Source organism: Arthrobacter tecti (genome assembly GCF_054511355.1).
Map to the genome: position 1 here is coordinate 25,248 of NZ_JBTNCT010000022.1, position 24,121 is coordinate 49,368.

Annotated in this window: 21 protein-coding genes and 4 pseudogenes; 9 read left to right on the forward strand and 16 right to left on the reverse strand. The window is 59.3% G+C overall.

Annotated elements, in window-relative coordinates:
* Positions 1-3 precede the first annotated feature (3 nt).
* The 7 genes from ACX80C_RS17385 to ACX80C_RS17415 all read right to left on the reverse strand — a co-directional run bounded on the left by ACX80C_RS17385 (position 4) and on the right by ACX80C_RS17415 (position 8,168).
* A complete protein-coding gene (locus ACX80C_RS17385; protein ID WP_459327718.1) occupies positions 4-984 on the reverse strand; it encodes an ABC transporter permease in 981 nt (326 codons plus the stop codon).
* Positions 981-2,051, reverse strand: coding sequence for an ABC transporter ATP-binding protein (locus ACX80C_RS17390; protein ID WP_459327719.1), 1,071 nt, complete (start codon positions 2,049-2,051; stop codon positions 981-983). The genes ACX80C_RS17385 and ACX80C_RS17390 overlap by 4 nt, the downstream gene beginning before the upstream one ends.
* Before the next feature lie 75 nt (positions 2,052-2,126).
* Positions 2,127-3,674 carry an ABC transporter substrate-binding protein gene (locus ACX80C_RS17395; RefSeq protein WP_459327720.1) on the reverse strand — a complete coding sequence of 516 codons (1,548 nt, stop codon included), beginning with the start codon at positions 3,672-3,674 and terminating at the stop codon, positions 2,127-2,129.
* Positions 3,675-4,338: 664 nt separating this feature from the next.
* Entirely contained in the window at positions 4,339-5,352 is a 1,014-nt protein-coding gene (locus tag ACX80C_RS17400) for a LacI family DNA-binding transcriptional regulator (RefSeq protein WP_459327721.1), read from the reverse strand.
* A 34-nt stretch (positions 5,353-5,386) separates the two neighbouring features.
* Entirely contained in the window at positions 5,387-5,839 is a 453-nt protein-coding gene (locus ACX80C_RS17405; RefSeq protein ID WP_459327722.1) for a MaoC family dehydratase, read from the reverse strand.
* Entirely contained in the window at positions 5,839-6,969 is a 1,131-nt protein-coding gene (locus ACX80C_RS17410; RefSeq protein WP_459327723.1) for an extracellular solute-binding protein, read from the reverse strand. Before ACX80C_RS17410 ends, ACX80C_RS17405 begins: the two co-directional genes overlap by 1 nt.
* On the reverse strand, positions 6,966-8,168 hold the full coding sequence (locus tag ACX80C_RS17415) for a CaiB/BaiF CoA transferase family protein (protein WP_459327724.1): 1,203 nt from the start codon (positions 8,166-8,168) through the stop codon (positions 6,966-6,968). The genes ACX80C_RS17410 and ACX80C_RS17415 overlap by 4 nt, the downstream gene beginning before the upstream one ends.
* 157 nt (positions 8,169-8,325) lie before the next feature.
* On the opposite strand from ACX80C_RS17415, the gene ACX80C_RS17420 reads away from it, so the two are divergent.
* From ACX80C_RS17420 to ACX80C_RS17440, 5 genes are read left to right on the forward strand one after another with little or no spacing between them, the layout of a single operon-like run.
* Positions 8,326-9,348, forward strand: coding sequence for a zinc-dependent alcohol dehydrogenase (locus tag ACX80C_RS17420; RefSeq protein ID WP_459327725.1), 1,023 nt, complete (start codon positions 8,326-8,328; stop codon positions 9,346-9,348).
* Positions 9,349-9,350: 2 nt separating this feature from the next.
* Entirely contained in the window at positions 9,351-10,118 is a 768-nt protein-coding gene (locus ACX80C_RS17425) for an SDR family oxidoreductase (protein WP_459327726.1), read from the forward strand.
* The gene (locus tag ACX80C_RS17430) at positions 10,115-10,747 is read left to right on the forward strand and encodes a bifunctional 4-hydroxy-2-oxoglutarate aldolase/2-dehydro-3-deoxy-phosphogluconate aldolase (RefSeq protein ID WP_459327727.1); all 633 of its coding nucleotides are present in this window, start codon (positions 10,115-10,117) and stop codon (positions 10,745-10,747) included. The genes ACX80C_RS17425 and ACX80C_RS17430 overlap by 4 nt, the downstream gene beginning before the upstream one ends.
* A complete protein-coding gene (locus ACX80C_RS17435; protein ID WP_459327728.1) occupies positions 10,744-11,703 on the forward strand; it encodes a sugar kinase in 960 nt (319 codons plus the stop codon). The genes ACX80C_RS17430 and ACX80C_RS17435 overlap by 4 nt, the downstream gene beginning before the upstream one ends.
* A 58-nt stretch (positions 11,704-11,761) precedes the next feature.
* Positions 11,762-13,204 carry a GH1 family beta-glucosidase gene (locus tag ACX80C_RS17440; RefSeq protein WP_459327729.1) on the forward strand — a complete coding sequence of 481 codons (1,443 nt, stop codon included), beginning with the start codon at positions 11,762-11,764 and terminating at the stop codon, positions 13,202-13,204.
* Positions 13,205-13,543: 339 nt separating this feature from the next.
* Here the strand turns inward: ACX80C_RS17440 and ACX80C_RS17445 are convergent, their stop codons facing one another.
* The 3 genes and pseudogenes from ACX80C_RS17445 to ACX80C_RS17455 form a co-directional block, all read right to left on the reverse strand.
* Positions 13,544-14,785 (reverse strand): glycoside hydrolase family 5 protein, encoded by a 1,242-nt coding sequence (locus tag ACX80C_RS17445; protein ID WP_459327730.1) that lies wholly within the window; start codon positions 14,783-14,785, stop codon positions 13,544-13,546.
* Positions 14,786-15,049: 264 nt separating this feature from the next.
* Positions 15,050-15,679, reverse strand: a pseudogene (locus tag ACX80C_RS17450) (DUF932 domain-containing protein); the annotation flags it as partial.
* Positions 15,680-15,835: 156 nt separating this feature from the next.
* A pseudogene (locus ACX80C_RS17455) lies at positions 15,836-16,248 on the reverse strand (transposase family protein); the annotation flags it as partial.
* Positions 16,249-16,282: 34 nt separating this feature from the next.
* Here ACX80C_RS17455 and ACX80C_RS17460 point away from each other — a divergent pair.
* Positions 16,283-16,342: pseudogene (locus ACX80C_RS17460) on the forward strand (hypothetical protein); the annotation flags it as partial.
* Between the two features lie 206 nt (positions 16,343-16,548).
* Here the strand turns inward: ACX80C_RS17460 and ACX80C_RS17465 are convergent.
* From ACX80C_RS17465 to ACX80C_RS17480, 4 genes are all read right to left on the reverse strand, one after another.
* The gene (locus ACX80C_RS17465; RefSeq protein WP_459327748.1) at positions 16,549-17,070 is read right to left on the reverse strand and encodes a hypothetical protein; all 522 of its coding nucleotides are present in this window, start codon (positions 17,068-17,070) and stop codon (positions 16,549-16,551) included.
* A 235-nt stretch (positions 17,071-17,305) separates the two neighbouring features.
* Complete coding sequence (locus tag ACX80C_RS17470) at positions 17,306-17,617, reverse strand: serine dehydratase beta chain (RefSeq protein WP_459327731.1); 312 nt, start codon at positions 17,615-17,617, stop codon at positions 17,306-17,308.
* Between the two features lie 40 nt (positions 17,618-17,657).
* Positions 17,658-18,473 (reverse strand): SDR family NAD(P)-dependent oxidoreductase, encoded by an 816-nt coding sequence (locus tag ACX80C_RS17475; protein ID WP_459327732.1) that lies wholly within the window; start codon positions 18,471-18,473, stop codon positions 17,658-17,660.
* A 229-nt stretch (positions 18,474-18,702) separates the two neighbouring features.
* Positions 18,703-19,608, reverse strand: coding sequence for an NAD(P)-dependent oxidoreductase (locus ACX80C_RS17480; RefSeq protein ID WP_459327733.1), 906 nt, complete (start codon positions 19,606-19,608; stop codon positions 18,703-18,705).
* A 171-nt stretch (positions 19,609-19,779) separates the two neighbouring features.
* Between ACX80C_RS17480 and ACX80C_RS17485 the strand changes: the two genes are divergently transcribed.
* Entirely contained in the window at positions 19,780-20,727 is a 948-nt protein-coding gene (locus ACX80C_RS17485; RefSeq protein WP_459327734.1) for a LysR family transcriptional regulator, read from the forward strand.
* Between the two features lie 774 nt (positions 20,728-21,501).
* On the opposite strand, the gene ACX80C_RS17490 is transcribed toward ACX80C_RS17485, so the two are convergent.
* Positions 21,502-22,107, reverse strand: coding sequence for a zinc-binding dehydrogenase (locus tag ACX80C_RS17490; RefSeq protein WP_459327735.1), 606 nt, complete (start codon positions 22,105-22,107; stop codon positions 21,502-21,504).
* Positions 22,108-22,143: 36 nt separating this feature from the next.
* Here ACX80C_RS17490 and ACX80C_RS17495 point away from each other — a divergent pair.
* Together ACX80C_RS17495 and ACX80C_RS17500 are read left to right on the forward strand one after the other, a co-directional pair.
* A pseudogene (locus tag ACX80C_RS17495) lies at positions 22,144-22,443 on the forward strand (transposase); the annotation flags it as partial.
* Between the two features lie 92 nt (positions 22,444-22,535).
* Positions 22,536-22,994, forward strand: coding sequence for a hypothetical protein (locus ACX80C_RS17500; protein WP_459327736.1), 459 nt, complete (start codon positions 22,536-22,538; stop codon positions 22,992-22,994).
* 113 nt (positions 22,995-23,107) lie between these two features.
* Here ACX80C_RS17500 and ACX80C_RS17505 read toward each other — a convergent pair whose 3' ends face one another.
* Positions 23,108-24,046 (reverse strand): LysR family transcriptional regulator, encoded by a 939-nt coding sequence (locus tag ACX80C_RS17505; RefSeq protein WP_459327737.1) that lies wholly within the window; start codon positions 24,044-24,046, stop codon positions 23,108-23,110.
* Between the last annotated feature and the right edge of the window lie 75 nt (positions 24,047-24,121).

Genomic DNA, 24,121 nt, shown 5'->3' on the forward strand with positions numbered 1-24,121 from the left:
CGGTTATGCCTCCGTCCGCGTGCGTGGGTCCAGTGCTACGTAGGCCATGTCCGCGATGAGGTTCGCCGCGAGAACGGCAAAGGTGATGATGAGGAACATGCCTTGAAGTAGTGGATAGTCCTGTGCTTCGACGGCTTGGAACATGGTGAAGCCGATTCCTGGGTAGGAGAAGACCTGCTCTGTCAGAAGTGTTCCGCCGACGATAAAGCCGAGTGATAAGGCGAATCCGGAGACACTCGGCAAAATGGCGTTGCGCGCCGCGTAGGCAAAGTTCACTTTTCGCTCCGTCAGTCCTTTGGCGTGTGCGACCACGACGTAGTCTTCGCTGGTGACAGTGACCATCATGTTGCGCATGCTCAGCATCCAGCCGGCAAATGAACTAACCACGATGGTGACGGCAGGCAGAAAGCCGTGGTACACGACACTTCCGAGGAATCCTGTGTCGAAGCCGGGAATATATCGGATGTCGTAGCCGCCGGCGTAAGGGAACCAACCCAGCTGGACGCCGAAAATTGCAATGATCAGTAGGCCCAGCCAGAAGTACGGGATCGAGGAGAAGAAGCTTGTTACGGGGATAAACCGCTCCATCCACCCACCTCTTCGCCAGCCGGCCAGAATTCCGGCGCCGGTTCCGATGAGGAAGCCGATGACAGTGGAAATGCCCACCAGCCCCAGCGTCCAGGGTAGGGATTGGGAGATCACGTCGGCCACTGGCGTCGGGAAGTAGGTGAACGATAGGCCGAGATCGCCTCGGAAGAGTTGGGCCCAATAGTCCAGGTATTGTTCCCAGATGCTTGCGGATTGATCGAGGCCAAAAAGTATGTAGAGCGACTTTGTAGCTTCAGGGCTGACTTGTCCCTGGAATCGGGTCAGCAGGGACTGTACTGGATCGCCTGGTATGAATCGGGGCAGAAGAAAATTGATCGTTATCGCCGCCCACGCGGTTACGAGATAGAAGGCGATACGTCGCAGGATGAACTTCATGATCCAGCTACCTCCCAGCTGGCGGGAATTTTGGGCAGCGGCAGTTCGGAGGGCTCAACGGAGTAGGCCCAACAGGCCGCCCAGCGTTCCGGACCGACGCCGATTTTCGGTGGAGTCTCGGCCACGCACTTCTCGGTCGCCAGCGGGCAGCGAGGATGAAAGCGGCATCCGCTGGGTGGATTGATGAGGCTGGGGGGTTCGGCTGATGTCGACAGGGCGCGGTCGGCGATTTCGTCCCGGCTGGCCTTGTCGGGGTCCGGTGCGGAGCCGATCAGGAGTTTGGTGTACGGGTGTTTTGGGCTCTGCGTGAGGGCTTCGCTTTCCCCGCTCTCAACGATCTCGCCCGCGTACATTACCAATACCCGGTCGGCAAAGTGGCGGGCGGAGGCGATGTCATGGGTGATGTACAGAATCCCCAGGTCGTAGTCATTTTTTAGGTCACGCAGCAGGTTGAGTATGCCAAGTCGGATCGAAACGTCGAGCATGGAGACGGGTTCATCGGCGAGCAGCACACGTGGATTCGCTGCGAGAGCACGCGCTATGGAAACACGTTGACGCTGCCCGCCCGAGAGTTCATGGGGGTACTTGTCGATGTAACGCTCGGCGGGTGAAAGCTTTACCCGCTCTAGGAGAGCCTTGACTGATTCTTCGACGTCGCCCGCGTCCTGCTTGTGAATCTTTAGCGGATCAGCAAGATGGTAGCGGATGGTGCGCAGGGGATTCAGCGACGCAAAGGGATCCTGAAACATCAACTGCACCTGCTTGCAATACTTCCGGAACGCTTTGGTTCCCCGCACGTGGACCGGTTCGCCATCCAGCAGGATTTCGCCCGCGGATTGCCGGTAGAGCTGCGACATGACGCGGGCGATCGTGGATTTGCCGGAGCCGGACTCTCCCACGACAGCCACTACTTCGCCGGGGTGGATGGTGAGGGAGACCCTGTCGACAGCGGTGAGGATCTTACGTCCGCTGGAGGCCCGACCCTTTTTCCTGACCTTGAAGGTCATACTGACATTCCGGGCCTCCAGCACCGGAGGCTCCGGCGTCGACGTCACGCTTCCCTGCATGATAGATGCCTTTCGATATAAGCCGCAGACGAGGGGCGCCGATCGGGCCGACCGGCGCCCCTCGTCTTTCCGGGTTTATGACGATGGGTCAAGATTGACCATGACCTGGGAAATGTTCGTGCTCAGGATTCCCGGATCCGCGTAAGGGTCATCTTCGCTGGGCCAGCCGGTCCAATTCTCCGTATTGAACATTCCCGTTGACGCTTTAGCAAGCATGGGCACAGCAGGCACCTCCGCAGCGAAGATCTCCTGCAGTTTCACCAAAGCGGCCTCACGGGAAGCCTCGTCGGCGGCATTCGCGTATTCATCGAGCGCCTGTGTTGCCTCCGGGTTGTTGTACCGCGTGTAATTGCCGGTGACGGTTTCACCGATCGGGGCGAACTGCGCCCCGTCCATGAAGCTGGCATAGATGTCATACGGAGTGGGACCAGAATCCGAGTAGCGCATCGTTCCATCGAAGTCACCGACCGAGAGCGCGGCGGCCCACGCATCCTGTGACGGCGTCTCAATAGATGTATCGATTCCGATTTCGGCCAGGCTCTCACCAATGACTTGGAGTTCGGTCAGATAGTCCGTCCAGCCAGAGGGGTCAATCAGTTCCATGGTCACCGGGTCGCCATTGGGATCCGTCAGTACTCCATCAGAGAGGGTGAAACCACCCTCTTCGAGTTCGGCCTTGGCCGCCTCAACGTCAACAGAGAGCTCTTGGTCTTCGAACTGGTCATCGATGAATTCATTAGCCACAGGCTGGGGCAACCCGGTTACCGATGTGATCGGTTCGAGAATGCCTGCGGTGGCCAGCTCGCTCGCCTGCTGGCGGTCGATGACCATGTTGATGGCGCGGCGAAGGTAAACATTGTCAAACGGTGCTTTCGCAGTGTTCAGAACAAACGCATCGATTCCCATCGACGAGACGTTCCAGGCCAAGTTCGTTTCCGGGTCTAAGTCGGTGAATCCGCTTTCTTGGTTGAGGGCGAACGAAGCGGCCCAGTCGACGTCATTGGCTGCAAGAGCGGTCACGATCGCATCGTTGCCCTGAAACGCCTGGTAGACGACGCTTCCCACTTCGACTTCGTCCGCCTGCCAATATTCCGGATTTTTGTCGAGCCGGGCGACGCTAGAGGATGCTGATGCGAACAGGAAGGGTCCGGTACCCACTGGTTCTGAGTCCGCGTAGGTTGCGGGGTCATCAATGCTCTCCCAGATATGCTCCGGGACGATGAACTGGCCGGTGACCGACGTCTGATTCACGAACTGTGTTTCGTCGAACGTCACCGTGACGGTGTCGCCGTCAACCGCCACGTCACCGTAAGGAATGTTCTCACTGTTCAGCGCGTCGTTTTCTTTGATGAGATTGAATGTGAACGCGATGTCATCGGCGCTGAAAGGTTCGCCATCGCTCCACGCCACACCCTCGCGCGCCGTGAATGAAACCGACGTGTAATCAGGTGCCCATTCAAAGCTTGACGCGAGCCAGGGTTCCGGGTCCTGAGTCGGGATTGCCGTGTTTGTCTGCACCAACGGTTCGTAGATGAGCCAGGCCCAACCGTTCGCCGTTGAACTCGATGTGGGAACAAACGGATTATTGGTCGCGGTGAAAACACCACCGGTTCCGATAGACAACGTCCCACCGCCTGATTCACTCGGACCACCACCTGCAGCGGAGCATCCTGTGAACGCAAGGGCAGCGACAGCCGCCGACGCCACCGTTGCCAAGATCCTCTTCGACCTCCAGCGCATAATTCCTCCATCTGTGTATTGAGATAAGTGCCGCCGAACGGACGGACCGGCGGGTCTGCTCTGTCAGAGAATCCTAGAAACACCGCAGTGAGCAAACGTTTGTTCAAGCATAGAGACGAAACTCACTTTGCGCAATGCTTGATAGCGATCTAGCCCTTGAGTGACCCACGTGAATGCCGCCGCGTAGGTATTAACGTGGCCTAATTCGCTGGAGCGCAGCTTCCCCTCCCCTGAGCGCACCTTGATCGGGGCAACCTTGCTGTCATCATCACGGCTGGCCAAATATGGTTCGTTTGGATAATCGGCACCCAAGAAGGAAGTCCAACCACGGAGGTTTCGTAACGTGGTTCAAAGGCGACAACGTTCAGACGGTGTTTGCGCATCTATTCAGGCTGAGAACTTCCGCACCCTTCATCTGAGATCCCCACAGCACCGTTGTCGCCGTTGCGATCAGGATGCTTCCAGCGCCCGCCTGCTTCAGTTATGACGACTAGCGACTATTTGAGTGTTCCGACCTCAGCCATTCGGATCTGCGACGGCTCGCTCTTCACGATGACGGCGGGGCGGTCGATTCGCGCAAGATGATTTGCGGTTGCGGATCGGTAATCACGACGTCTTCGGTCACACTGGAGGTCATTCTGCTCCACAGAACTTCCACGGAGCGACGTCCCATCTCGTAGAGCGGCATTTTTACGGTCGTCAGTGGGGGCCAGGTATTTTCGGCGGTCCAGGAGTCGTGCATGGCGATGATCGAAACATCCTCGGGAACCCGCAAGTTCATCGACCTTGCCTCCGCCAGGGCGCCAATCGCCGCGTTCACATTGGCGATGTACAGCGCAGTTGGACGCCTGTGCTGACTCATAATGTGCCGAAAGGCTTCCCTTCCGCGTTGAGGTTCGTAGCCCACTGAACGCATCCAGCCCGGTTCCACAGGCAAGTTGGCGGCATGCATTTCCGCACGGAATCCTGCGGCCCGCCTGCCCGCGGTGTAGGACTGGGATCTTCCGGTAATGAGTCCTATTCGACTGTGTCCAAGATTGATCAGGTGTTCAGTGGCGATGCGGGCGGCGGCCTCATCCTCAAGAACAACAGAGCCCACATGGTTAGCTTCGATGGAGTTAATGAACACCACAGGTATTCGCGCGTCCGAAAGGGCTGCAATTTCCTCACGTGTGGCAGTGTCACGGTGTTGTACGAGCATCCCATCGATCCGAACTTCGCCAATCAGTTTTTTGATCGCTTCACCGCCGGGCTGCATCGCCTCGGCGCGGCCGATTAGAACGGTGTAGTCGCGTTCAAGCACAGCGTCTTCAACTCCGCGCATAAGCTCAGTGAAAATCGCGTTCGTAAGGTCGGGAACGACCAGAGCGATAACTTTTGAACGCGACAGTTTCAAGGCGCGGGCAGCGAAGTTGGGGCGGTAGTCCAGCTGCTGTGCCGCTTCTTCGATACGCTTGCGGGTGCCCTCTCCCACACGGGCGGACGGTGCGTTACTGAGCACCCGCGAGACCACGGAGATGGATACACCGGCTGCCGTAGCAACATCACTTAGGGTCGCCATAGGCCAAGTGTACGGTTGGGACGGTGGAGGCGTCTCATATCGGCCGTTTGTTTGTCAGATACAGATGTGTCAGGACCATCACCGTCTCCGACCGCTGATTAGTTACCGTCACTAGCTCATAAAGGTAGCCGAGGCGACCGGGCTCCTTCTTGTGATCATGCATTTCCGTGATCTCGGCCGTGACCGTTATGGTGTCCCCGATAAATACGGGGCGAATGAAGCGGATCCGGTCGTATCCGTAGCTCATCGACTGCGGATTGATGTCACCGGCTGTCATTCCCACGGCGATGGAGAGGATCAGTGTGCCGTGCGCAATGCGTTCGCCGAAGGGCTGCTCTGAGCACCAGTGCGCGTCCATGTGATGGGGGAAGAAATCGCCGGTTTGTCCGGCATGGAGCACAATATCTGCCTCTGTGACGGTGCGGCCCACACCTGAGCGACTCTCACCCACATTGTGGTCTTCGTACCATCTGTCGATCGTTTGCATCAGTTCTCCACCAGCAGTCGTGCGGCCGCATCGTTGAGACGAGTAATTAGTTGCTGGTCAGAGAGGTCGCCTTGCAGTGCCTGTGTCACCCACGGTGAAGCGAGGTCCTGGAATTCGATGTAGCGGCTGCAGCGGGGGCGAACATAAGCGCCTTCCAGCGTAGTTCTGGTGCCGGTGAAGAAGTCGAGCGTATGTGAGTTCAGTCGGTCATCCTCCCACGCTGTAGCGTTTCCTGGCTGGCCTCCGGCGTCGTAGTAAACACCGGATTGGGTGCCGGCCGAGGCTACCCAGAAAGCGAACGCTCGGGCTGCTTCGACGTCAGATGCCGAGGATGACACAGCGATTCCCGCACCGCCAAGGAGTGAACCTTCGACACCTTTCCCGTTGGAGGGCATGTCGACGTACTTCAGCCGGTATGGCCGGAATCCGGCACGAGAGTAGTTTGTGTAGCCGAACAACAGAGGCGAGTACAGCCAAGTATCAGTGGTCGAGAGAGCCTCGGCTACGTCAATTGGGTTGGCAGCGAAACTGCTTTCAGGAACATGCGCGGCAAGCAGGTGCATCTTCTCCAATATCGGGAGTGCATCATCCTCGGACAGGAATCGGCCGGTGTCTGCGTTGACGGGAGTGCCGCCCGCGGCGGCGAGGGTCAGAAAGGAGGAGTACGCGTCAATGGGTTTGGCGGGCCAGAGGACCCTGCCTGCGCGTGCGAGTTCGAAGACGGCACCCCATTCCATGGGAGGGTCGGTCAGCAGATCCGGGCGGTATGCCGCCACCTGAGCCGCAGCATCACTTGCCAGGGCGTACTGGTGCCCGTTGTGTGCGTAGCTAACGTGGGACGGGCCGACGGACTGGGCTGCCAGCAAAGTCAGTTCATCATCGAATCCGGATCCGTCGAGCTGGGCGAACAATCCTTGTGCGCTCGCCAACGGGATGTGTGGATGATCGATGACGAGAAGATCGTAATCTTTCGTGAGCTGATCAAGTGGGGCGTCGGCGAATGCCTGCAATGACCGATATTCCCACTCGACGTTGACTCCGGTGTTGGTGAAGTACCGTCGGGAGGAGGCGGACATGGATCTGTAGCCTCTTGGGTGTTCCCAGGTGATACCGCGAAGTGTGGTGGTCATGCCAAGAATTCCGACACCTGGGCCGAGAAGAACTCGTTTCTGACCGCGTCGTTGTGCTGTCCGAGTTTCGGCGCAGGCTTGTCGCTAGTAAGGATATGACCGTCAATGCGGATTGGGCTGCGTGTTGTCGAAAGTCTCAGTTCGGAACCGTTCTCGGTATTACCGCTTTCCCGCACCACGTCTTGGGTCATTTTCACGGCGGCGAAGCCGTCATGGCCGATCAGTTCGTTCAAGGTCAAAACCGGAGCGCACCAAACGTCTGCGGCGTCGAGAATATCCAGCCAGTACTGGGTGCTGCGGGTTGCAAAATGGGCGGCAAGGAGCGACTCAATCTCCTCCTGCCGGGTCCACGCCTCATCCGGGTCAGTGATCTCTATGAGTGTGGGTATGCTCAGCAGCTGTCCGAGCTTGGGAATGGGATTCATTGCGAGAGCGATATAGCCGTCGTCGGTTGGATAGGTGCCGTAGGGCGCGGCGAGGAATGCGTGAGCCGAGTGCTGACCGCCGCGTTCGACCGATACGGATTGGTCGTTGAGTCTGGTGCTAAGAAGTTCGAACTGTAAATCAAGCATGGATTCAAGCAGACTGGTTTGAGCGTGGCCGCCGAGACCGGTTCGTTCACGTCTGAGCAGCAGCGCCGTAACACCCTGCGCGATGTGACAGCTGGTGAGGTGATCCGCCAGGGATAGGCCCGCCGGCACGGGCCCATCGGAGCGAGACCCACTGAGCCACGGTAGCCCGGAAACGGCTTGGGCGAGCAGGTCCTGTCCCGGTCTGTCCTTCCACGGGCCTTCGTCTCCGTAGCCGCTTGCACTGCCGTAGACGATGCGTGGGTTGATCGCCGCGACGGACTCATAGTCAAGGCCGATACGTTCCATTACGCCGGGACGAAAGTTCTGGATTATTACATCTGCCTGACTAACCAGCTCCTTGATGCGGTTCAAGTCATCAGGGTCCTTCAAATCAGCAGTGATCCCGTCTTTGTTCCGGTTCATCGCGTGGAACGAAATAGTATCGCCGTCGGCTGACCGGCCCGCAAATGCTAGGGTCCGGCCGATATCACCACCCTGTGGCCGTTCAATCTTAATGACACGTGCGCCGAGGTCGGCAAGTCTCATTGCGGCCACCGGACCGGCAAGAAATTGGCTGAAATCGAGCACGAGGATTCCATCCAGAGGTTTAACGAGATGGGGCTTCATATCTCTCCCAGTATTTGTAGTCGGCGACTGAGCGCACGTGCAGTCGTCCCGGTGTCGGACCCTGACATGAGCAAACGTTTGTTCATATCGTAGTCGGGTGTCTAGTATGGGGCAAGGCAAGGACAACCCATCTGGTTCGAACACCGAGGAGTAGCGGATGCTGAGCGCAAACTATGTGGGCGGACGGACCGTCGAGGTCCGGGAAGTCGCACCTCTCCCGCCGGCACCTGGTCAAGTACAGATCAAGGTCGCTTACGTCGGCATCTGTGGAACGGACCTGCATATCCTGCACGGGCACATGGACGCGCGGGTGACAATGCCAGCCATTCTTGGCCACGAAATGTCGGGGGTAATTTCTCAGGTGGGCGATGACGTCGACGGCTGGAAAGTCGGCGACCCGGTTACCGTCATGCCGCTGGAGTGGGACGGATCCTGCCCCGCTTGTCTGGCAGGGAATCAGCACATCTGCCAAAACCTGAACTTCATCGGCATCGACTCCCCCGGCGCACTGCAGGGCTATTGGAACGTTTCCTCTAAGGTCTTGGTTGCGCTACCGCCGGCTCTTCGTCTTGATCACGCCGCCCTCGTCGAACCGCTCGCCGTCGCCGTGCACGATGTGCGGCGGGCGGAGTTACAGCCGGGTGAAACGGCGGTGGTCATCGGCGGCGGGCCGATAGGTGTGCTCATTGCTTCCACTGCCCGGGAGTTTGGTGCCGAGGTTGTCGTGATCGAGCCCGATCCGAGCAGGCGACAGGCAGTCGCCGAACTGGGATTTCAAGTTCTTGATCCTCAGACGGTCGACCAGGCTGCTTGGGTAGAGGAGTGGACCAGTGGAGCGGGAGCCGATGTTGTCTTCGAGGTCTCCGGTGCCGCCCAGGCTGTGTTGGCTGCACCGGATTTAGCGAAGGTCCGCGGGCGGGTGGTTGTTGTGGCCATTCATCCCGATCCGCGGCCCGTGAATCTTCAACGTGTGTTTTGGCGGGAAATGACGATCATCGGTGCCCGGGTATACGAACGCTCCGACTATGAAGCCGCAGTTAAGCTGCTTGATCGCGGAGTGATTCCGGTAGACCTTTTGATCAGCCGGATTGCACCAATATCGGAAACCAGTGCCGCGTTCGACGCACTGTCCAGCGGCGGAGCCATGAAAATCCTCATCGATTGCCAGGCGGGAGCATAGGCATGGTTGCAGACCTATTTGATCTCACTGGGAAGCTTGCCGTTGTCACCGGCGCGCGGCGAGGAATTGGATTTGCGATGGCCGAATCGCTCGCCGCGGCGGGCGCCGATATCATCGGGGTCAGCGCATCAATCGGAGAGTCCGGAAGTGCCATCGCCGGGCGGGTCACCGGCCTTGGACGCACGTTCAGCGCCCACTCGGTCGACTTCAGCGATAGGGATTGCGTGCTCGCGTTCGCTGATGAGCTTACTTCGTCGGACCGTCCCGTTGACGTGCTGGTGAACAACGCGGGGACCATCGTGCGGGCACCGGCGGCGGAGCATTCTCTCAGCAGCTGGGACCATGTGATCAATGTGAACCTCTCCAGTCAATTCGCCCTCACCCAGGCGGTCGGCGCACAGATGATCGCCCGCGGTTACGGGCGGATCATCTTCACCGCCTCACTGTTGAGCTTCCAGGGCGGAGTCAATGTCCCCGGGTATACGGCCTCCAAATCTGCCGTGGCCGGTCTGACGAAGGCACTGGCGAACGAATGGACTTCCAAAGGTGTCACGGTGAATGCCATCGCTCCCGGCTACATCGCAACGGACAACACGCAGGCGCTGCGGGATGACCCGCACCGCTCCCGCGCGATACTTGAACGGATCCCTGCTGGCCGATGGGGTAATGCCTCCGATCTTGCGGGAGCAACTGTCTTCCTTGCCAGCGACGCCTCGGCGTACGTGAGCGGTATCACACTTCCAGTCGACGGCGGTTGGCTCGGCCGATGACTACCGACGTGCTCGCAAGATTGGCTGAGTCCCGAATTGTTCCGGTCGTCACGCTCGATAATCCTGCGCAGGCCGTGCCTCTCGCGGACGCCCTCGTGGACGGCGGTATCCCGGTCGTCGAGATCACACTCCGCAGCGAAGCCGGCGTTAAGGCAATAGGCGAGATCGCCGGCCGTGGGGATCTTCTGGTGGGCGCCGGTACCGTTTTGAATGCCACCCAGGTTGACCAAGCGGTCCTTGCCGGAGCCCAGTTCATCGTGAGCCCTGGTTACGGGCACGACGTTGTAGCCAGAGCGGCAGATCACGGCGTGCCCGTGTTTCCCGGAATCGCCACCGCCTCAGAGCTTCAGGCAGCAGTCAACGCGGGCCTTACAGCGGTCAAGTTCTTTCCGACCGAACAACTCGGCGGTATCGCGATGCTCAGTTCACTAGCAGCTGCATTCCCGAACGTTTCCTTTTTGCCCAGTGGAGGAATAACGGCACAGAATGCCACGGAGTATCTGACTCATCCAGCAGTCTTCGCCGTGGGCGGAAGTTGGATGGCCCCTCCCGCGAGTATCGCTGCCGACGATTTCGACACGATCCGCCAATTGTCTGCGGAGGCCATGACACGAATCGAGGAGTTGTGACCAGCACACCTGACCTGCATGTCGTCACGCTAGGCGAAACCCTCGGACTGCTGCGGGCAGATACACCCGGGCCTCTTGCTCATGTCTCCGAAATGACGCTGGGGATAGGTGGCGCGGAATCCAACGTTGCGATCGCCCTCCAGCGCCTCGGAATGTCGACAAGCTGGATCGGGCGGGTCGGCCGCGACAGCCTCGGCGAAAGGATCCTCCGGGAACTACGCGCCGAAGGCGTGAACGCCCATGCAATCATCGACGAAGACGCGCCCACCGGTCTCATGCTTAAAGAACGGCGCACCGCAGACTCCGTCAGAGTCTGGTACTACCGGGAAGGCAGCGCAGGCAGCCGCCTCACCCCCGAAACCCTGCCATTAGCTGCAATACGGGATGCCCGTCTGCTGCACATCACGGGCATCACACCGGCTCTATCGGATTCAGCTTACCGAGCCGTCTTCGCAGCAATACACGCCGCCCGGGCGGCAGGAGTGCCCGTCTCTTTCGATGTCAACCACCGCAGTTCGTTGTGGAAGGGCCGCAACCCGGCCAGCGTCTATATAGAAATGGCAAAGGCATCAACCATAGTTTTTGCCGGAGAGGACGAAGCACGGCTTATAGTTCCGCTGGCCGAAAGCGTTGCAGACCTCGGACACGGGATCGCGGCGCTCGGCCCATCCGACGTCGTGATCAAACAGGGCGCCGCAGGCTGCTTCGCGCTGATCGATGGTACCGAATATCACCAGGACGCAGTGGATGTTCGAGCGGTGGACACCGTCGGCGCCGGGGACGCATTCGTTGCCGGATACCTCTTCGAATTCCTCACCGGAAAGCCCATCCACCAGCGGCTATCGACAGCCGTCAAAACCGGTGCGTTCGCCTGCCTGACAACCGGCGACTGGGAAGGCTCACCCCGACAGGACGAACTCACGCTACTCGACGAGCCGGATCCGGTCACCCGATAGCCACAACGACTCCCATCGAAATTATCTGAACAAACACACAATCAGAAAGGCCTTATACATGACCATTGAGGGCAACCCCGACTACCGTGACTCAGGACTCGAGTTCCCGGAAAGCTTTATCTTCGGCTCAGCAACAGCCGCTTATCAAATTGAGGGCGCCGCAAAAGAGGACGGCAGAGGCCCATCCATATGGGACACCTTCAGCCACACACCCGGAAAAACATGGAACGGTGACACCGGGGACGTAGCCGATGACCACTACCATCGACTCGAAGAAGATCTGAACCTGATGAAAGACCTAGGACTTCAGGCGTACCGGTTCTCCATCGCCTGGTCACGCATTCAGCCCAGCGGTCGGGGAATACCCAATCAGAAGGGCATCGAATTCTACGAACGACTCGTTGATGGCCTGCTTGCACGCGGCATCCGCCCAATTGCAACCCTCTACCACTGGGACCTACCCCAGGCCCTCGAAGACGAGGGCGGGTGGACCAACCGTGAAACCGCCTACGCCTTTGCGGAGTACGCACACATTATGGGAAGGGCGCTCGGGGGCCGAGTAGTCACCTGGACCACACTCAACGAGCCCTGGTGCTCCGCCTATCTCGGATACGGATCCGGTGCGCACGCACCCGGACGCACCAATGACGAGGACGCCCTCAAAGCGGTTCATCATCTAAATCTCGCCCATGGATTGGCGATCACTGAACTCAGGAACACCGTCACAAATAATCCGGACTTTTCAATCACCCTGAACCTGCATGTGATCCGCGGCGAAGGCGCGACAGATCACGATGCAATCCGCCAAATTGATGGGCTCGCCAACCGCGTCTTCCTTGACCCGCTCCTCAAAGGGAAATACCCGGCGGATGTCATCAACGACACCAAAAGCATCACAGACTGGTCTTTCATCGAAGACGGCGACACCGAAATCATCAATCAGCCCCTCGATGTACTCGGCGTCAACTACTACTCAACAACTCTCGTTCGCCAATGGGACGGTATCACACCCAGAGAAAACGCCGACGGTCACAAAGATGTCGGCGGATCACCCTGGCCCGGGGCGGAAAACGTCGAGTTCCTCAAACAACCCGGACCCTACACCGAAATGGGATGGAACATTGAACCCTCTGGACTGGAGGAACTCCTCGTCTCCCTACACGAGGACTTCCCGAACCTGCCACTCATGATCACGGAAAACGGTGCTGCATTCGCCGACGAAGTAGTGGAAGAGACAGGCGGAGCTGCAGTACACGATACTGACCGGGTCGACTACCTCCGCCGGCACTTCACTGCGGCGCACCGAGCTATGCAACGAGGCGTTGATTTACGCGGGTATCAGGTGTGGTCACTAATGGACAACTTCGAGTGGGGCTACGGCTACTCCAAGCGCTTCGGAATCGTGCGAGTCGATTACGACACCCTCGAACGCTTACCGAAAGACAGCGCACATTGGTACTCACAACTCATCAAGACCAGGTGCATCCCTGAAGTCTTGTAAATACGTCGATAAGAACACGAGATCACCCGCGTCGGCCACGAGCGGAAAATGGTGAACCTCCGCTGCTGTCATCCTCATCTGTGGCGGCGTACTGAACAGGTCCCCGCGAAGGCACGAGCTACGAATTGTCGCAGCAGTGATGGTCAGACTCGATTATGTCGCAATATGCCGCACTTCAAGGATCGACTAGAGGCGACCGAACAGCCGAGGAGAAACATTCCGAACTGAGACGAGTACGAGCAGGTGCGCTTCTGCGCGCGCAATAACTCTTCGCAGCTGTCAGTTTGAAAACGAAACGGCGGGCCGCCTCTGATGAGGCGGCCCGCCGTCATCGTTTCCTTACAGAGCGCGGCTGAGGGTGATCAGTGCATCAGCGTGTCCTGCGCCGATCACCCCTCTCCTCTCGCCGCTGATTACCAACCGCTCATAGGCACGCAAAAGCCCTTGAGACGCATAGGAATTATCATCGGCCCGTTCGACGAGACGCTGTAGTCCTCTGCTCAGCGCTTCGTTCTCGACCCAGCTCCGGGTCACAGTTGACAGCTGCGGCTCGGTGTAATTGGCGATGTCACCCGCTTGGTCACGGATTAATCCTCGTACGAGCTTTCCGGCCTCGGACAGCTCAGACTCTGTCCAGCCACCTGTCGGGCTAGCCCCCGGCATGAGTACAGCTGAGGTCTCATCTTTATCCGAGAGGTTCCAATTGACCCAACTGATCTTTCGGTCGTTTAGGAAGTTGACCCACTCGTTGGTCTTCTCAGTGAAGACTCCGCCAGTTCCTGAGGCTTCGCTGACGCCCCATTCGCTGACGAAAACCGCCAAACCTTGGTTTATGACCTCATCAATCCGGTCCCGCAGGTACTGCCCATGAGTACCAGCGTAAAAGTGCAACGCATAGAGGACATTTTCATCAGCGAGAGGGTCTTGAGCAGCAATATGGATGTCCTGGCTCCAAGTACTCGATCCCACAATGATTGGGTTATCAGGATCATGCTCACGAATCGCAGGGATCACCGCTTCGGCGTAGGGCTTGACTGAGTCCTGCCATGTCACGGTGTCCCCGTTGGGTTCGTTGGCGATCTCCCAGATGACGTTAGGAACATCCGAGTACTCGGCTGCCATCTGATCAAAGAACTCTATCGCTTCTTCGCGGTGCTTGTTTGGGTCACCCTCATAGATGGCGTGCCAGTCAACAATGACGTAAATTCCGAGATCGACCGCCGCATTGACGGCCTCACGGACTTTCTGAGTCACCGGCTCTGGATTATCGATGTAGCCTCCACCTTCGGTGTACATCGCCGCACGAAACACCGATATGCCCCAGTCGTCGCGAAGCCACTCAATGGCTTCGCGATTGACAAACTCCGGGAAGTACTGCAGACCGTGGGAACTCATTCCTCGCAGTTGAACGGGATCTCCCTGCGAGTTGACAAGAAAGCTTCCGTCAACACTGAGCTGGCCGTTCTCCTCAACGACGGTCGCATCTGTATTCACTAGACCCTGTGGGGTAGCCATAGCTGGTTGGATACCGACCGTTAATAGCGTGACCGACGCGAGTACGGTGCCAATTTTTCGAAACATCTTAACCTCCATTGGTGTATGTTCCCGATCTAACCTATGCCGGTGAGGCTCGCTGGTCAATCGTTTGCGCAAAATTGTCCAATGTCGGATCCAGGCCAGTTTGGGGCTTCTCATCAAGCTTCAGAAGCGGCGAAACGACGACAGGATGATCATCGCCCTTACGGAGCATGTCGAAGTGGAATCTGCGCCGCAACAGGGCTGCGTTCGGCGAGTAGAAAGCCCATGGGCCGAGTGAAGCTACCACCCGACCCACGGGCGTCTCGCTCAGACGGAGAGCAGACGGAACGCGTTCTGCTTCAGCTCGACTACGTTTGCTCCTAGGGACCGGATGGCGCGTGCGGTGTCGACGTCGTTAGCCCATTTGGTGCGCTGGGCTGGGGCGAAGTGATCGACGTATTCAGTGACGGCCTGGTATCCGGCCCAGCGCGTGCCGCGGATGGCCGCGTTGGTGCCTGCATCTGAGAAGAGCCTTTCGAGCTCGCGCACCTTGTCCGTGTAACGGTTCCGCGTGGCTGCTGGTGCGTCGTCTGCTGGTGAGGGGAAGACACGCTCCACGATGTCCATGAACGCTGTATCGGTCATTGATTGCTGGATCATGCGTTCTGCTTCCTCCTCGAATGCTTGCTGGTAGGTGAACGTCAGTTTCAGTGCCTGGCGTGCCTGCGCGATCGCGGCTCCGGATCCGCGGGTGTGGCGGATGGAGAAGCTGGCCTTAGCCTGCCGCAGAGCAGCGGCCTGGGTGTTCGCACACACCACCCGCACCGGCGTAACCAGCAGCCGGAAGGCGCTGGATCCGTCGTGCGAGTTCAGAGCCGCCAAGTAGAGGTCGACGTCGTCCATCCCGCCGATGCTCATGTGCGAGGGCATCTTCATACTGACGAATACCTCGCTTCCAGCTTCAACTACCGCTCACCGACGCCGACGCCGACGATGTACAGCGGAGGTGACCAGGGTTTCATCGACTACCCCGAATACGCGCCACATCAGGGTTGAGCGCTACTAACACGTCCAGATGATTAATTCTTATCGCTTTCAGTGGTCGTAGGCGTGTTCTAGGCCGAGTTGGCCTTGAGGGTGTCGAAGACCGACTCAACCCATTGCCTGATCCCGCCGAGCTTGCCGAATCTGGGCTTCTCGTCTTTCCGGTCCGGTCGAATCAGGGTGGCACCGAGTTCCTCGGTGATGAAGGTTTCGAACTCCCTGCCGGCGAAGCCCTTGTCACCGAGGATAACTTGGCCGTCGGGGATGAGGTGATGGTCCTGGCGCAGCAGCGCTTCGGTGACTTCACGCTCGCCGAGTTTTGGGGTCGCCACCCCCAGATGACCGGCATTCCATCCGGGGTGGCGATCAGGTAGAGCCGGAAACCCTAGAAGAACCGGGAATGCAAGGCGCAGCAACTCGTGCCAGGACGGGGTGTCCCTGGCCAGAGCAGTGATCACCGCGGAGATCAGCGGACCAGCGGCGCTGGTCAGGGCATAACCTCACAGCTGGCCCGCTATGCCCATTAGGACCACCATCGAAGCCGGCCTGTCGATTGTTCCGGTGTGCCCCTACATCAAGGGCTGGCTTCGGAAACACCCTGAGTATCAAGCGCACGCCATTCCGGTCCGTCCCGAACACCTCGCTGCCGTATCCCCACTGAAGCAGCCACGAAAACGTGACTGCTCAGGGTACGGGTATAGCCGGCCAACCAGCAGCGGCCGGCTGCTGCGGCGACTCCCCGAGCCGCGACGGGGTCCTGCGGCGACCACGGTCAAAGGGCCTCAGCGTCCGGGCGCGGGTTCGCGAACGCGCGCTGCGCGTTCGACCCGGGACATACCCAGACTGAAGACAGTTGTGACGAGACCCAGAACGAGCCCGATCCGGGTGTGCGGCCAAGCAACGCCGCGCTTGGAGAGATTCTCTCCATAGGTGAAGATCGCACGTTCAGTACGGGCGCTGGTGACTGTGAGACCGAGCATAAGGATGACGACGGCGGAGGTGGCGACCACCCCCCGCGGCGACATAGGCGTCATATCACCTGATTGCTTGTCCCCATTCAGTGTGGGTGCGTCAGGCGGTTCAGCAATGGTCAATGTCTTGACCTGGGACTTTTCGAGAATCCCAGCGAGGCGGCGTTCCCTGCGAATTTCGTGGAAGACGAAGGCTCCGGCCCCGATCAACAGTCCGACCTTCGCGAGCGTGCGGGGTGGTCGACGTTCCACGACGTCCGGCAAGGCGTACCACAGGAAGCTGACACCTCCGGCCAGGAGGTCGGATGTAAGTGAACTCAACTGTGTAGACATACTCAACGGTAGTCAGGTCGTCGAGCCGCTGTCGTCACCCCTGGGAGTGATTTCAAACCGCGCGGTGATAACGCGTGGCCACCACGAGCTCAGCACGCCGCCAGCTCCGCGCTCCAACTGCCGAGGAAGGGCAGCCCCGGTGTCCCACATCGTTCTGATGGCTTGGTCGAGTCCGAGTAAAATGCGGTGTCGGAACCGTGCCTGCGGCCGGTCGCACCCAGGCTTCCGTGTAGTTTCAGCGCGGACGAGTGACGCCTACCAGGATGCGCTTCTTGCACAGGGAGGCGCTGAAGGTAGTGGCGGCCCGTATAGATCCGACGGTGTATGAAAATGATGGCCAGATGCCAATGGAGAACAAATCAAGGACGCTAAGGGACAAGGGGCATCTCCAGAAAGTTGGTGGTGATGTTAGGCGCGGCTGGGGTTCTGCGAAACGGGACCCGCGAAGTGCTTGCCAAGGAAGCGCCCGGTCTCTCTCGCAATGGTCCTCGAGAGATCTGATCCGCACTGCCCCTCCCGCAATGTGAAGGAGGATCGCCTCACTCATCGCAAACCGCACGTCGTCTCAGTGCACGTGATACTTGTCCTCAGAATCCGGCGGTCAATCCTCCGTCCACCGGGATAAGTGCTCCTGTCACGTAGACTGACAGGTCCGAGGCCAGCCATGCGGTGGCTGCTGCGATTTCTTCTGGTTCCCCTCCTCGGCCCATGGGGATGCCGTCGGTGAGGGAACCTGTGGCGGCTTCCACGCCGCCGAGCCTTTCGTAGTGGGAGTGGTTGAACGGGGTGTCGACGAAGCCCACGCTGAGACAGTTCGCGCGAATTCCTTCCTTGGCGTAGTCGACTGCGATGGCGCGGGTGAGCATGAGCACTGCCCCCTTGCTTGTGCAGTAGGCGGCCAACTGCCGCTCCGCCATGACGCTGTTTACCGAGCCGGTGTTGATGATGGAACCACCACCGGCCTGTCGAAGGTGGGGGATCGAGTGCTTGGCCATGTGAAATTGACCGCCGACGTTGACGTCCATGGAGGTTCGGAAGTCTTCTGCCGAGATGCTTTCCACGTCGCCGGGCAAGTTGACTGCTGCGTTGTTACAGATCGTGGTGAGGCCGCCCAGCGTCTGCACGGTGAAGTCGATGAGCTTCCTGACTGCTTCCTCGTCACTGACATCGGCAACGAAAGTCTCGATCTCGAGCCGTTTTTCTTCGGCTTTCTTCCGGGTTTGCTGCAACCGCTCATCAGTCAGGTCCGCTGCGACGACCCGCGCGCCGTATCTTGCCAGAAGCAGCACCGTGGCCCGTCCGATCGCTCCTCCGCCACCGGTGACGATGATCTTTTTGCCCTTGAGAAGATTCGGAATGTCGAGCGAAGCGAGCATTTGAAGGTGCTTGGGTTTCGTATCCATGAGGGTGTTGCCTTTCCGATCCTGCTTCATTCTTTGATGGCAAGGGGCTAGGTGTCGATCTGCAGGAGGTGTTGAGGCTTCTTCCCTGCTCTCGCCCCCGACGTGTCCTGCCTCAGCTTGGGGCACGGTCCGCCGCCTGAAATTCTTGATTCTTGTAAAACCTTGGACAGGCCGTACTCACTTCTACCGATCAGCCTCCATGTAATGCCCTGTTAGGCCGTTGGATGCGTCAGATTTCGACGTTGGCTAGGTCTGCGATCTGCTTCATGACGGCGATGTGTGATTCGCGGCCGAGGCCGTGCGCGATGGCCGTCTGATACAGCTCCATTGAAAGTGTGTTGAAGAACAAGGGGACATTGAGATCCCTGGCCATCTCACCGGCTAGACGGTGATCTTTGTGCTGCAGTTCAACGGGGAATCCGTAGCTGTAGTCACCTTCGAGCAGGTGGGGCTTAAACTCCTCGAGCATGGTGAAGCTCTTGGCGTCGGTGTGGGCGAACACCTCGAACATTGTGTCGTAGGAGAAGCCGGCGGCCTTCCCGAGGACGAAAGCCTCGGCAGCCACGGCAGCGTAAACGCCGGCCAACAGGTTACTGATGAGCTTGAGCTCATTGCCCTTACCGACCGGGCCAAGAAAGAAGCTGTGGGAACCCAGGATCTCGAAAACCCCTTGGGCGCGGTCGTAGGCTTCCTGCACTCCACCGCACAGGAAGGTGATAGTCGCGGCCTCAGCGCCGAAAGTGCCAGCGCCTCCGGGTGCACCACCGCTCATCGGCGCTTCGAGGTAATGGATACCGCGGGCACGGGCTGCTTCGTCAACCTCGACGGCGGTGGCGCGGTCGATGGTGCTGATGTCGATGACCAGACCGTTCTTGGGCAGGTGGGCCAGGAGCCCGTCTTCGCCAAGTAGGACCGCGCGCACGGCCTTGGGGTTGGGCAGCGAGAGGACGACGACGTCCGCGGCTGCAGCGACGCCTGCGACACCGTCGGTGATCTGGGCACCCGCCCGCTCGGCAAGGACCAGCCGTTCAGAAGTGGCGTCATAGGCGTGGACGGTCTTCCCGGCCTTGATGAGGTTCTTCAGGTAGCGGTATCCGGCGTTTCCTGTACCGATGAGTCCGATGTTCTCAGTCATGGTGTTTCCTTCTTTTCCTACAGCTGGTGTGCCTACGACATTGGCGTTTTACCAATCGGTTTTACTCACTCCCAACACATTCCTATTCTCAAACCAAGCAATAAGTAAGTCCAGTTAATGTTTATGATTGGAATAGATAACTATTACTTAACGATCAATAAGGAGCTGATCATGCTCAACCTGAAGCACCTGCAGGTGTTGCACGAGTTAGCGCGACACGGGACGTTGGCGAAGACGGCAGCGGCACTTCATTTCACGCCTTCCGCTGTGTCTCAGCAGCTGACGGCGTTGCAGCGTGAGACAGGTATCGAGCTGCTCGAACATGTAGGTCGAGGTGTGCGATTGTCGCTAGCGGCAGAACAGCTGGTTGATCACGCTCGTGCGATCTTCGACCGTCTTGCACTCGCCGAATCGGACTTGGCGGCCTTTCATGGTGGCCCTCGGGGACGGGTGCGAGTTGCTTCATTTCACACGGTGCTACTCGAGATCGCACCGCTGGCTCTGACAAGGTTGTCGGATCTTTACCCGGAGCTTGAGGTCCAGTTGATCAACCGGGACGTCGACGAAGGACACGCGGGGCTCCTCTCCCATGACTTCGACCTGGTCCTTGGCGAGGACTACCCGGGGTCATCAATCCCCGATCAACCCGGAGTCCACCGAGAGAACTTTCACACAGATCCAGTGCGACTTGTTGTGCCTGCACATGGGTTGAAAGGCGGCCATGTGGACATCGGTGAGCTCCGGAGTCTCTCCGATCTGAGGGAGGCACCCTGGGCGATGGAGCCCTTCGGTACACGGATTCATAGGTGGACCGTGAGTCGATGCCGCGAAGCAGGATTTGAGCCACGCGTATTGGCCGAGACACCGGACCCGTTGCTGAATCTGCAGCTGGTACGAAACGGTCACGCTGTAGCGGCTATTCCTGCCCTCCTCGGTGAGATTCACTTCACGGGGGTCGTCGCACTGAATTTTTCCGAACTACCATGTAGAACGCTCTACACAGAGGTAAGGGCTGGCCGCGAACGACATCCAGCCCTCGTAGCTGTTCGAGAGGCATTCAAAAGCGCCACGAATTCCATGAACCGCCCCGATGCCGTACCCACTCTGGGCGGAACCTAGGAACAGTCGAATTTGAAACTTAAAGGCGTCCGTTACCCGGCAATATGTCTGCCCGGGTCCTGAGCTTCGCCGCGGAACCGCGACGGCGATCTCCGCGTACGGGCGACGAACCAGGTGCCGGGCCGCTGCGTCTTTTGATCCATGGACTACCCACTCTGGCATGTACGACTAAGAAATGTTGGGATGCCCAAATGTCCCTGCGAGAACGCCTCTGAGGAACTGGAAAGCCCCAGTAGACACTGTGTTGGAGCTTTCAGGATAACTTCTGCTGCTCAAACGGGTCTGGGTGCCTTGGGCAAACCATCGGGGCAAAGCGCCTCGACGGTTCCCGGTTAAAGCTGTGGCGCTGCTTCTGGGTAGAGGGTTAATCCGCGACGCGGAGTCTGTCAAGGCAGGGTGCAGGTCATTCCTCACGTCGGCCGAGCAGGGTGGTAGTGGCGGTCAGGAGGACCGCTCGACGTTGGGTGAAGCTGGGAATACAACTGGGATCACGTCGTTCAAGTGACCTAAAACCCTACTTAGAGGTGATACCGCCGACCCAATAACTTAAGCGCCGGGTTCCGTCCGGCTGGCCGCGGTAGACGGCCGCTCGCCTCTCGTCCGAGGCCCAGCCACTGCGTGGACCTCACCGTGCGCGGGCGGCCTGCGGTTCAACCTCCGTTCATCGGACGAGTACCACATTGCCGCCGGTGTGACCGCTGGCCACCAGTTCGTTCGCGGTGGCGGGCCTCGAGGAGCGGGAAGGTGCGAGCGACGACGACCTCCAGTTTGCCGTCATTCACCAGAGCCGTGAGCGCAGTCGGGCGGCGGGGGGGGGGGGGGGGGGAGGGGGGGAGGGGGGGGGGGGGGGGGGGGGGGGGGGGGGGGGGGGGGGGGGGAAAAGGAGAGGGGGGGGAGGGGGTGGGGGTGAGGGGTTGGGGTGGCGGGGTCGGGTGGGTGGTTTTGGTTTCCCGCCCCCGCGACAGGTCCACCGCCAATCAGGATGATTCCGTCTGCTGCCCGTCCGAACGCCGCGCCGGAGACAATCAGACGCCGCTCACGGACCAGCTCCAGCGACACGTCGATCGCCTCGTCCGTGCCGGCGGCGTCGACGACCGCGTCCACGCCGTCCGGTGAAGCGTTACGCACCCGTTCGAGAAGGCCGTCGCCGTAGGCGGCGGCAGTGATGCCGCGCGCCCTCAACCCCTCATGATGACGCTGGCTCGCTGTCCCCACCACGCGCGCGCCATCGGCCAGTGCAATTTGTGCCGCCGCCACCCCCAGCCCTCCAGACACCCCGTGCACTAGTAGGGTCGTGTCCTTCACGACGCCCGCGGCTTGGAGGGCATGCACAGCAGTCACTCCGGTGACCATGAGACCCGCGGCGGCCTCGAAGGGCATACCCGACGGCTTGGGCACCACCGACAAAGCCGCTGGATCAAGCACGTTCTCGGCGTGTGGATGCAGGCCACTGAGGGCGCGAAGTTCTGGGCCGGGGTCTGCGCCGAGGTGGCCAACCGCGGCGTGAAGAACGTGCTCATAGCCTGCTGCGACGGGCTCACCGGCTTCCCCGAGGCGATCGACGCGACCTGGGCCAACGCCACCAAGCAGACCTGTGTGGTGCACCTCATCCGCAACTCGATGAAGTTCGTCTCCTACGGCGGACTTTGGATCCATCGAGTCGACCTTGAAGAAATGGTCGAGGACCTTTCAGCTGCGATGGCTGAGCAGCGCCTCGCCTTGATTTTCATCATTGACGAGATGCAGGACCTGGACGAAGCACTCCTCACCGCGTTGCTGAGCACGCAACATTTGGCGGGACAACGGGAGTGGCCGTTCTACATCGTCGGAGCGGCCTACCCAGCCTCCCCTCGGTTCTGACCGAAGCCCGCTCGTACGTCGAACGCCTGTTCAACTACCGGCACATTGACGCGTCCCCCCACGACGCTGCCGTTTCCGCTCTCGTCGCTCCAGCCGCCAGGTATGGCGTCACATATGAAACCGAGGCCCGTGACCTGCTCCTTGAAGCATCCGGCGGTTACCCCTACTTCATCCAGGAATACGGGCACGCCGCGTGGGAAACGGCGCCCGAGAAGGGGATCACCACACAAGACGCGGACATCGCTGTCACCATTGGGCGCGCACAACTCGACCAAGGGGATTTCCCGTCCCGCTGGAAGCGTGTCACGAAAGGAGAACAGGAATTCCTGCGGCTCATGGCCCTCGACGGAGACAAAGGGTCCAGCACCGCTGAGCTCGCAGAACGCGTTGGCCGAAAACAAAGTTAATGACCATGACTCGTGCCTCGCTCATCAACAAGGGCATCATCTACGCACCAGCACATGGCAGGGTCGCATTCACCGTGCCCGGCATGGCCGACGACATACAGCGCCAACACCACCTATAGTTCATGCGCTAAGGGAATCCCCTCCGACCCTGGCGCGTGCGATGCATCCCGCAATTCACGGACGGTGTAGTCCACCATTGCCGCTATCTCCGGGCGCTCATCCGACTTGTTCGTTGCCAGGTAGACGGTGGCGGCCTCGACATCGGAGATTGCTACGAAGGCAAGATCAGTGCTGCCGTTGCTTGCTGCAACCGAAGAGCTGGTTATTGCCATGCCGCGGCCAGCTGAGACGAATGCGAGCATTTCGTCGACATTTCGGGCGGGCGGTCCTACCACTTCGGGTGCCCGGTTGTTGGGTCTGGGATTGACCAGCCAATAGTCACGGTCCGATGCCGCATCGATGATGGGTTCGTCGACGAGGTCAGCCATCGACACCTGTGCCCTGCTCGCTAGTGGATGATCGGCGTGAAACACTGCCATTCGGCGAATCGATTGCAACGGCACGACCTCTACTCGTTGTGGCATGAATCCGTGTGCTGCTTGGATGAATATGAGGTCCACCTCACCACGGCTTAGCCAGGAAACTTCTTCGCCCCATGGCACGTACTCCAGTACTGCTTCGACGTGCCCAATTTTGGAAGCTGACCTTAGCGCTATCCGCGTTAGCTCGCGAGGGGTGCTGGTGCCAAACCCGATCCTAAGCTGGACCCGTGCCGCACTTTCGCGCGCGTTCTTCAATGCCCGATCCGCTTGCAGCAGGATCTCTCGTGCCGCGGGAAAGAGAGTTGTCCCACTTGTGGTGAGCGATAGCGGCAGCATGGAACCGCGGGGTCCCCGTTCAATTAACGGTGCACCCACGACGTTCTCTAACCTGCGGATTCCCTGACTCAAGGCAGGCTGTGACACATGTAGTTTGGCTGCGGCTTTCGTGAAACTTCCGGTTTCCACCACACCCACGAAGTAGCCCAAAAGCCGCAGATCTAGATCCGGCATCCGATTCGCCTCCTTCTCATATTATAAGTGCTGCTTATAACTTCGTCGCAAAATACTATTCGACGGCGAACTGGG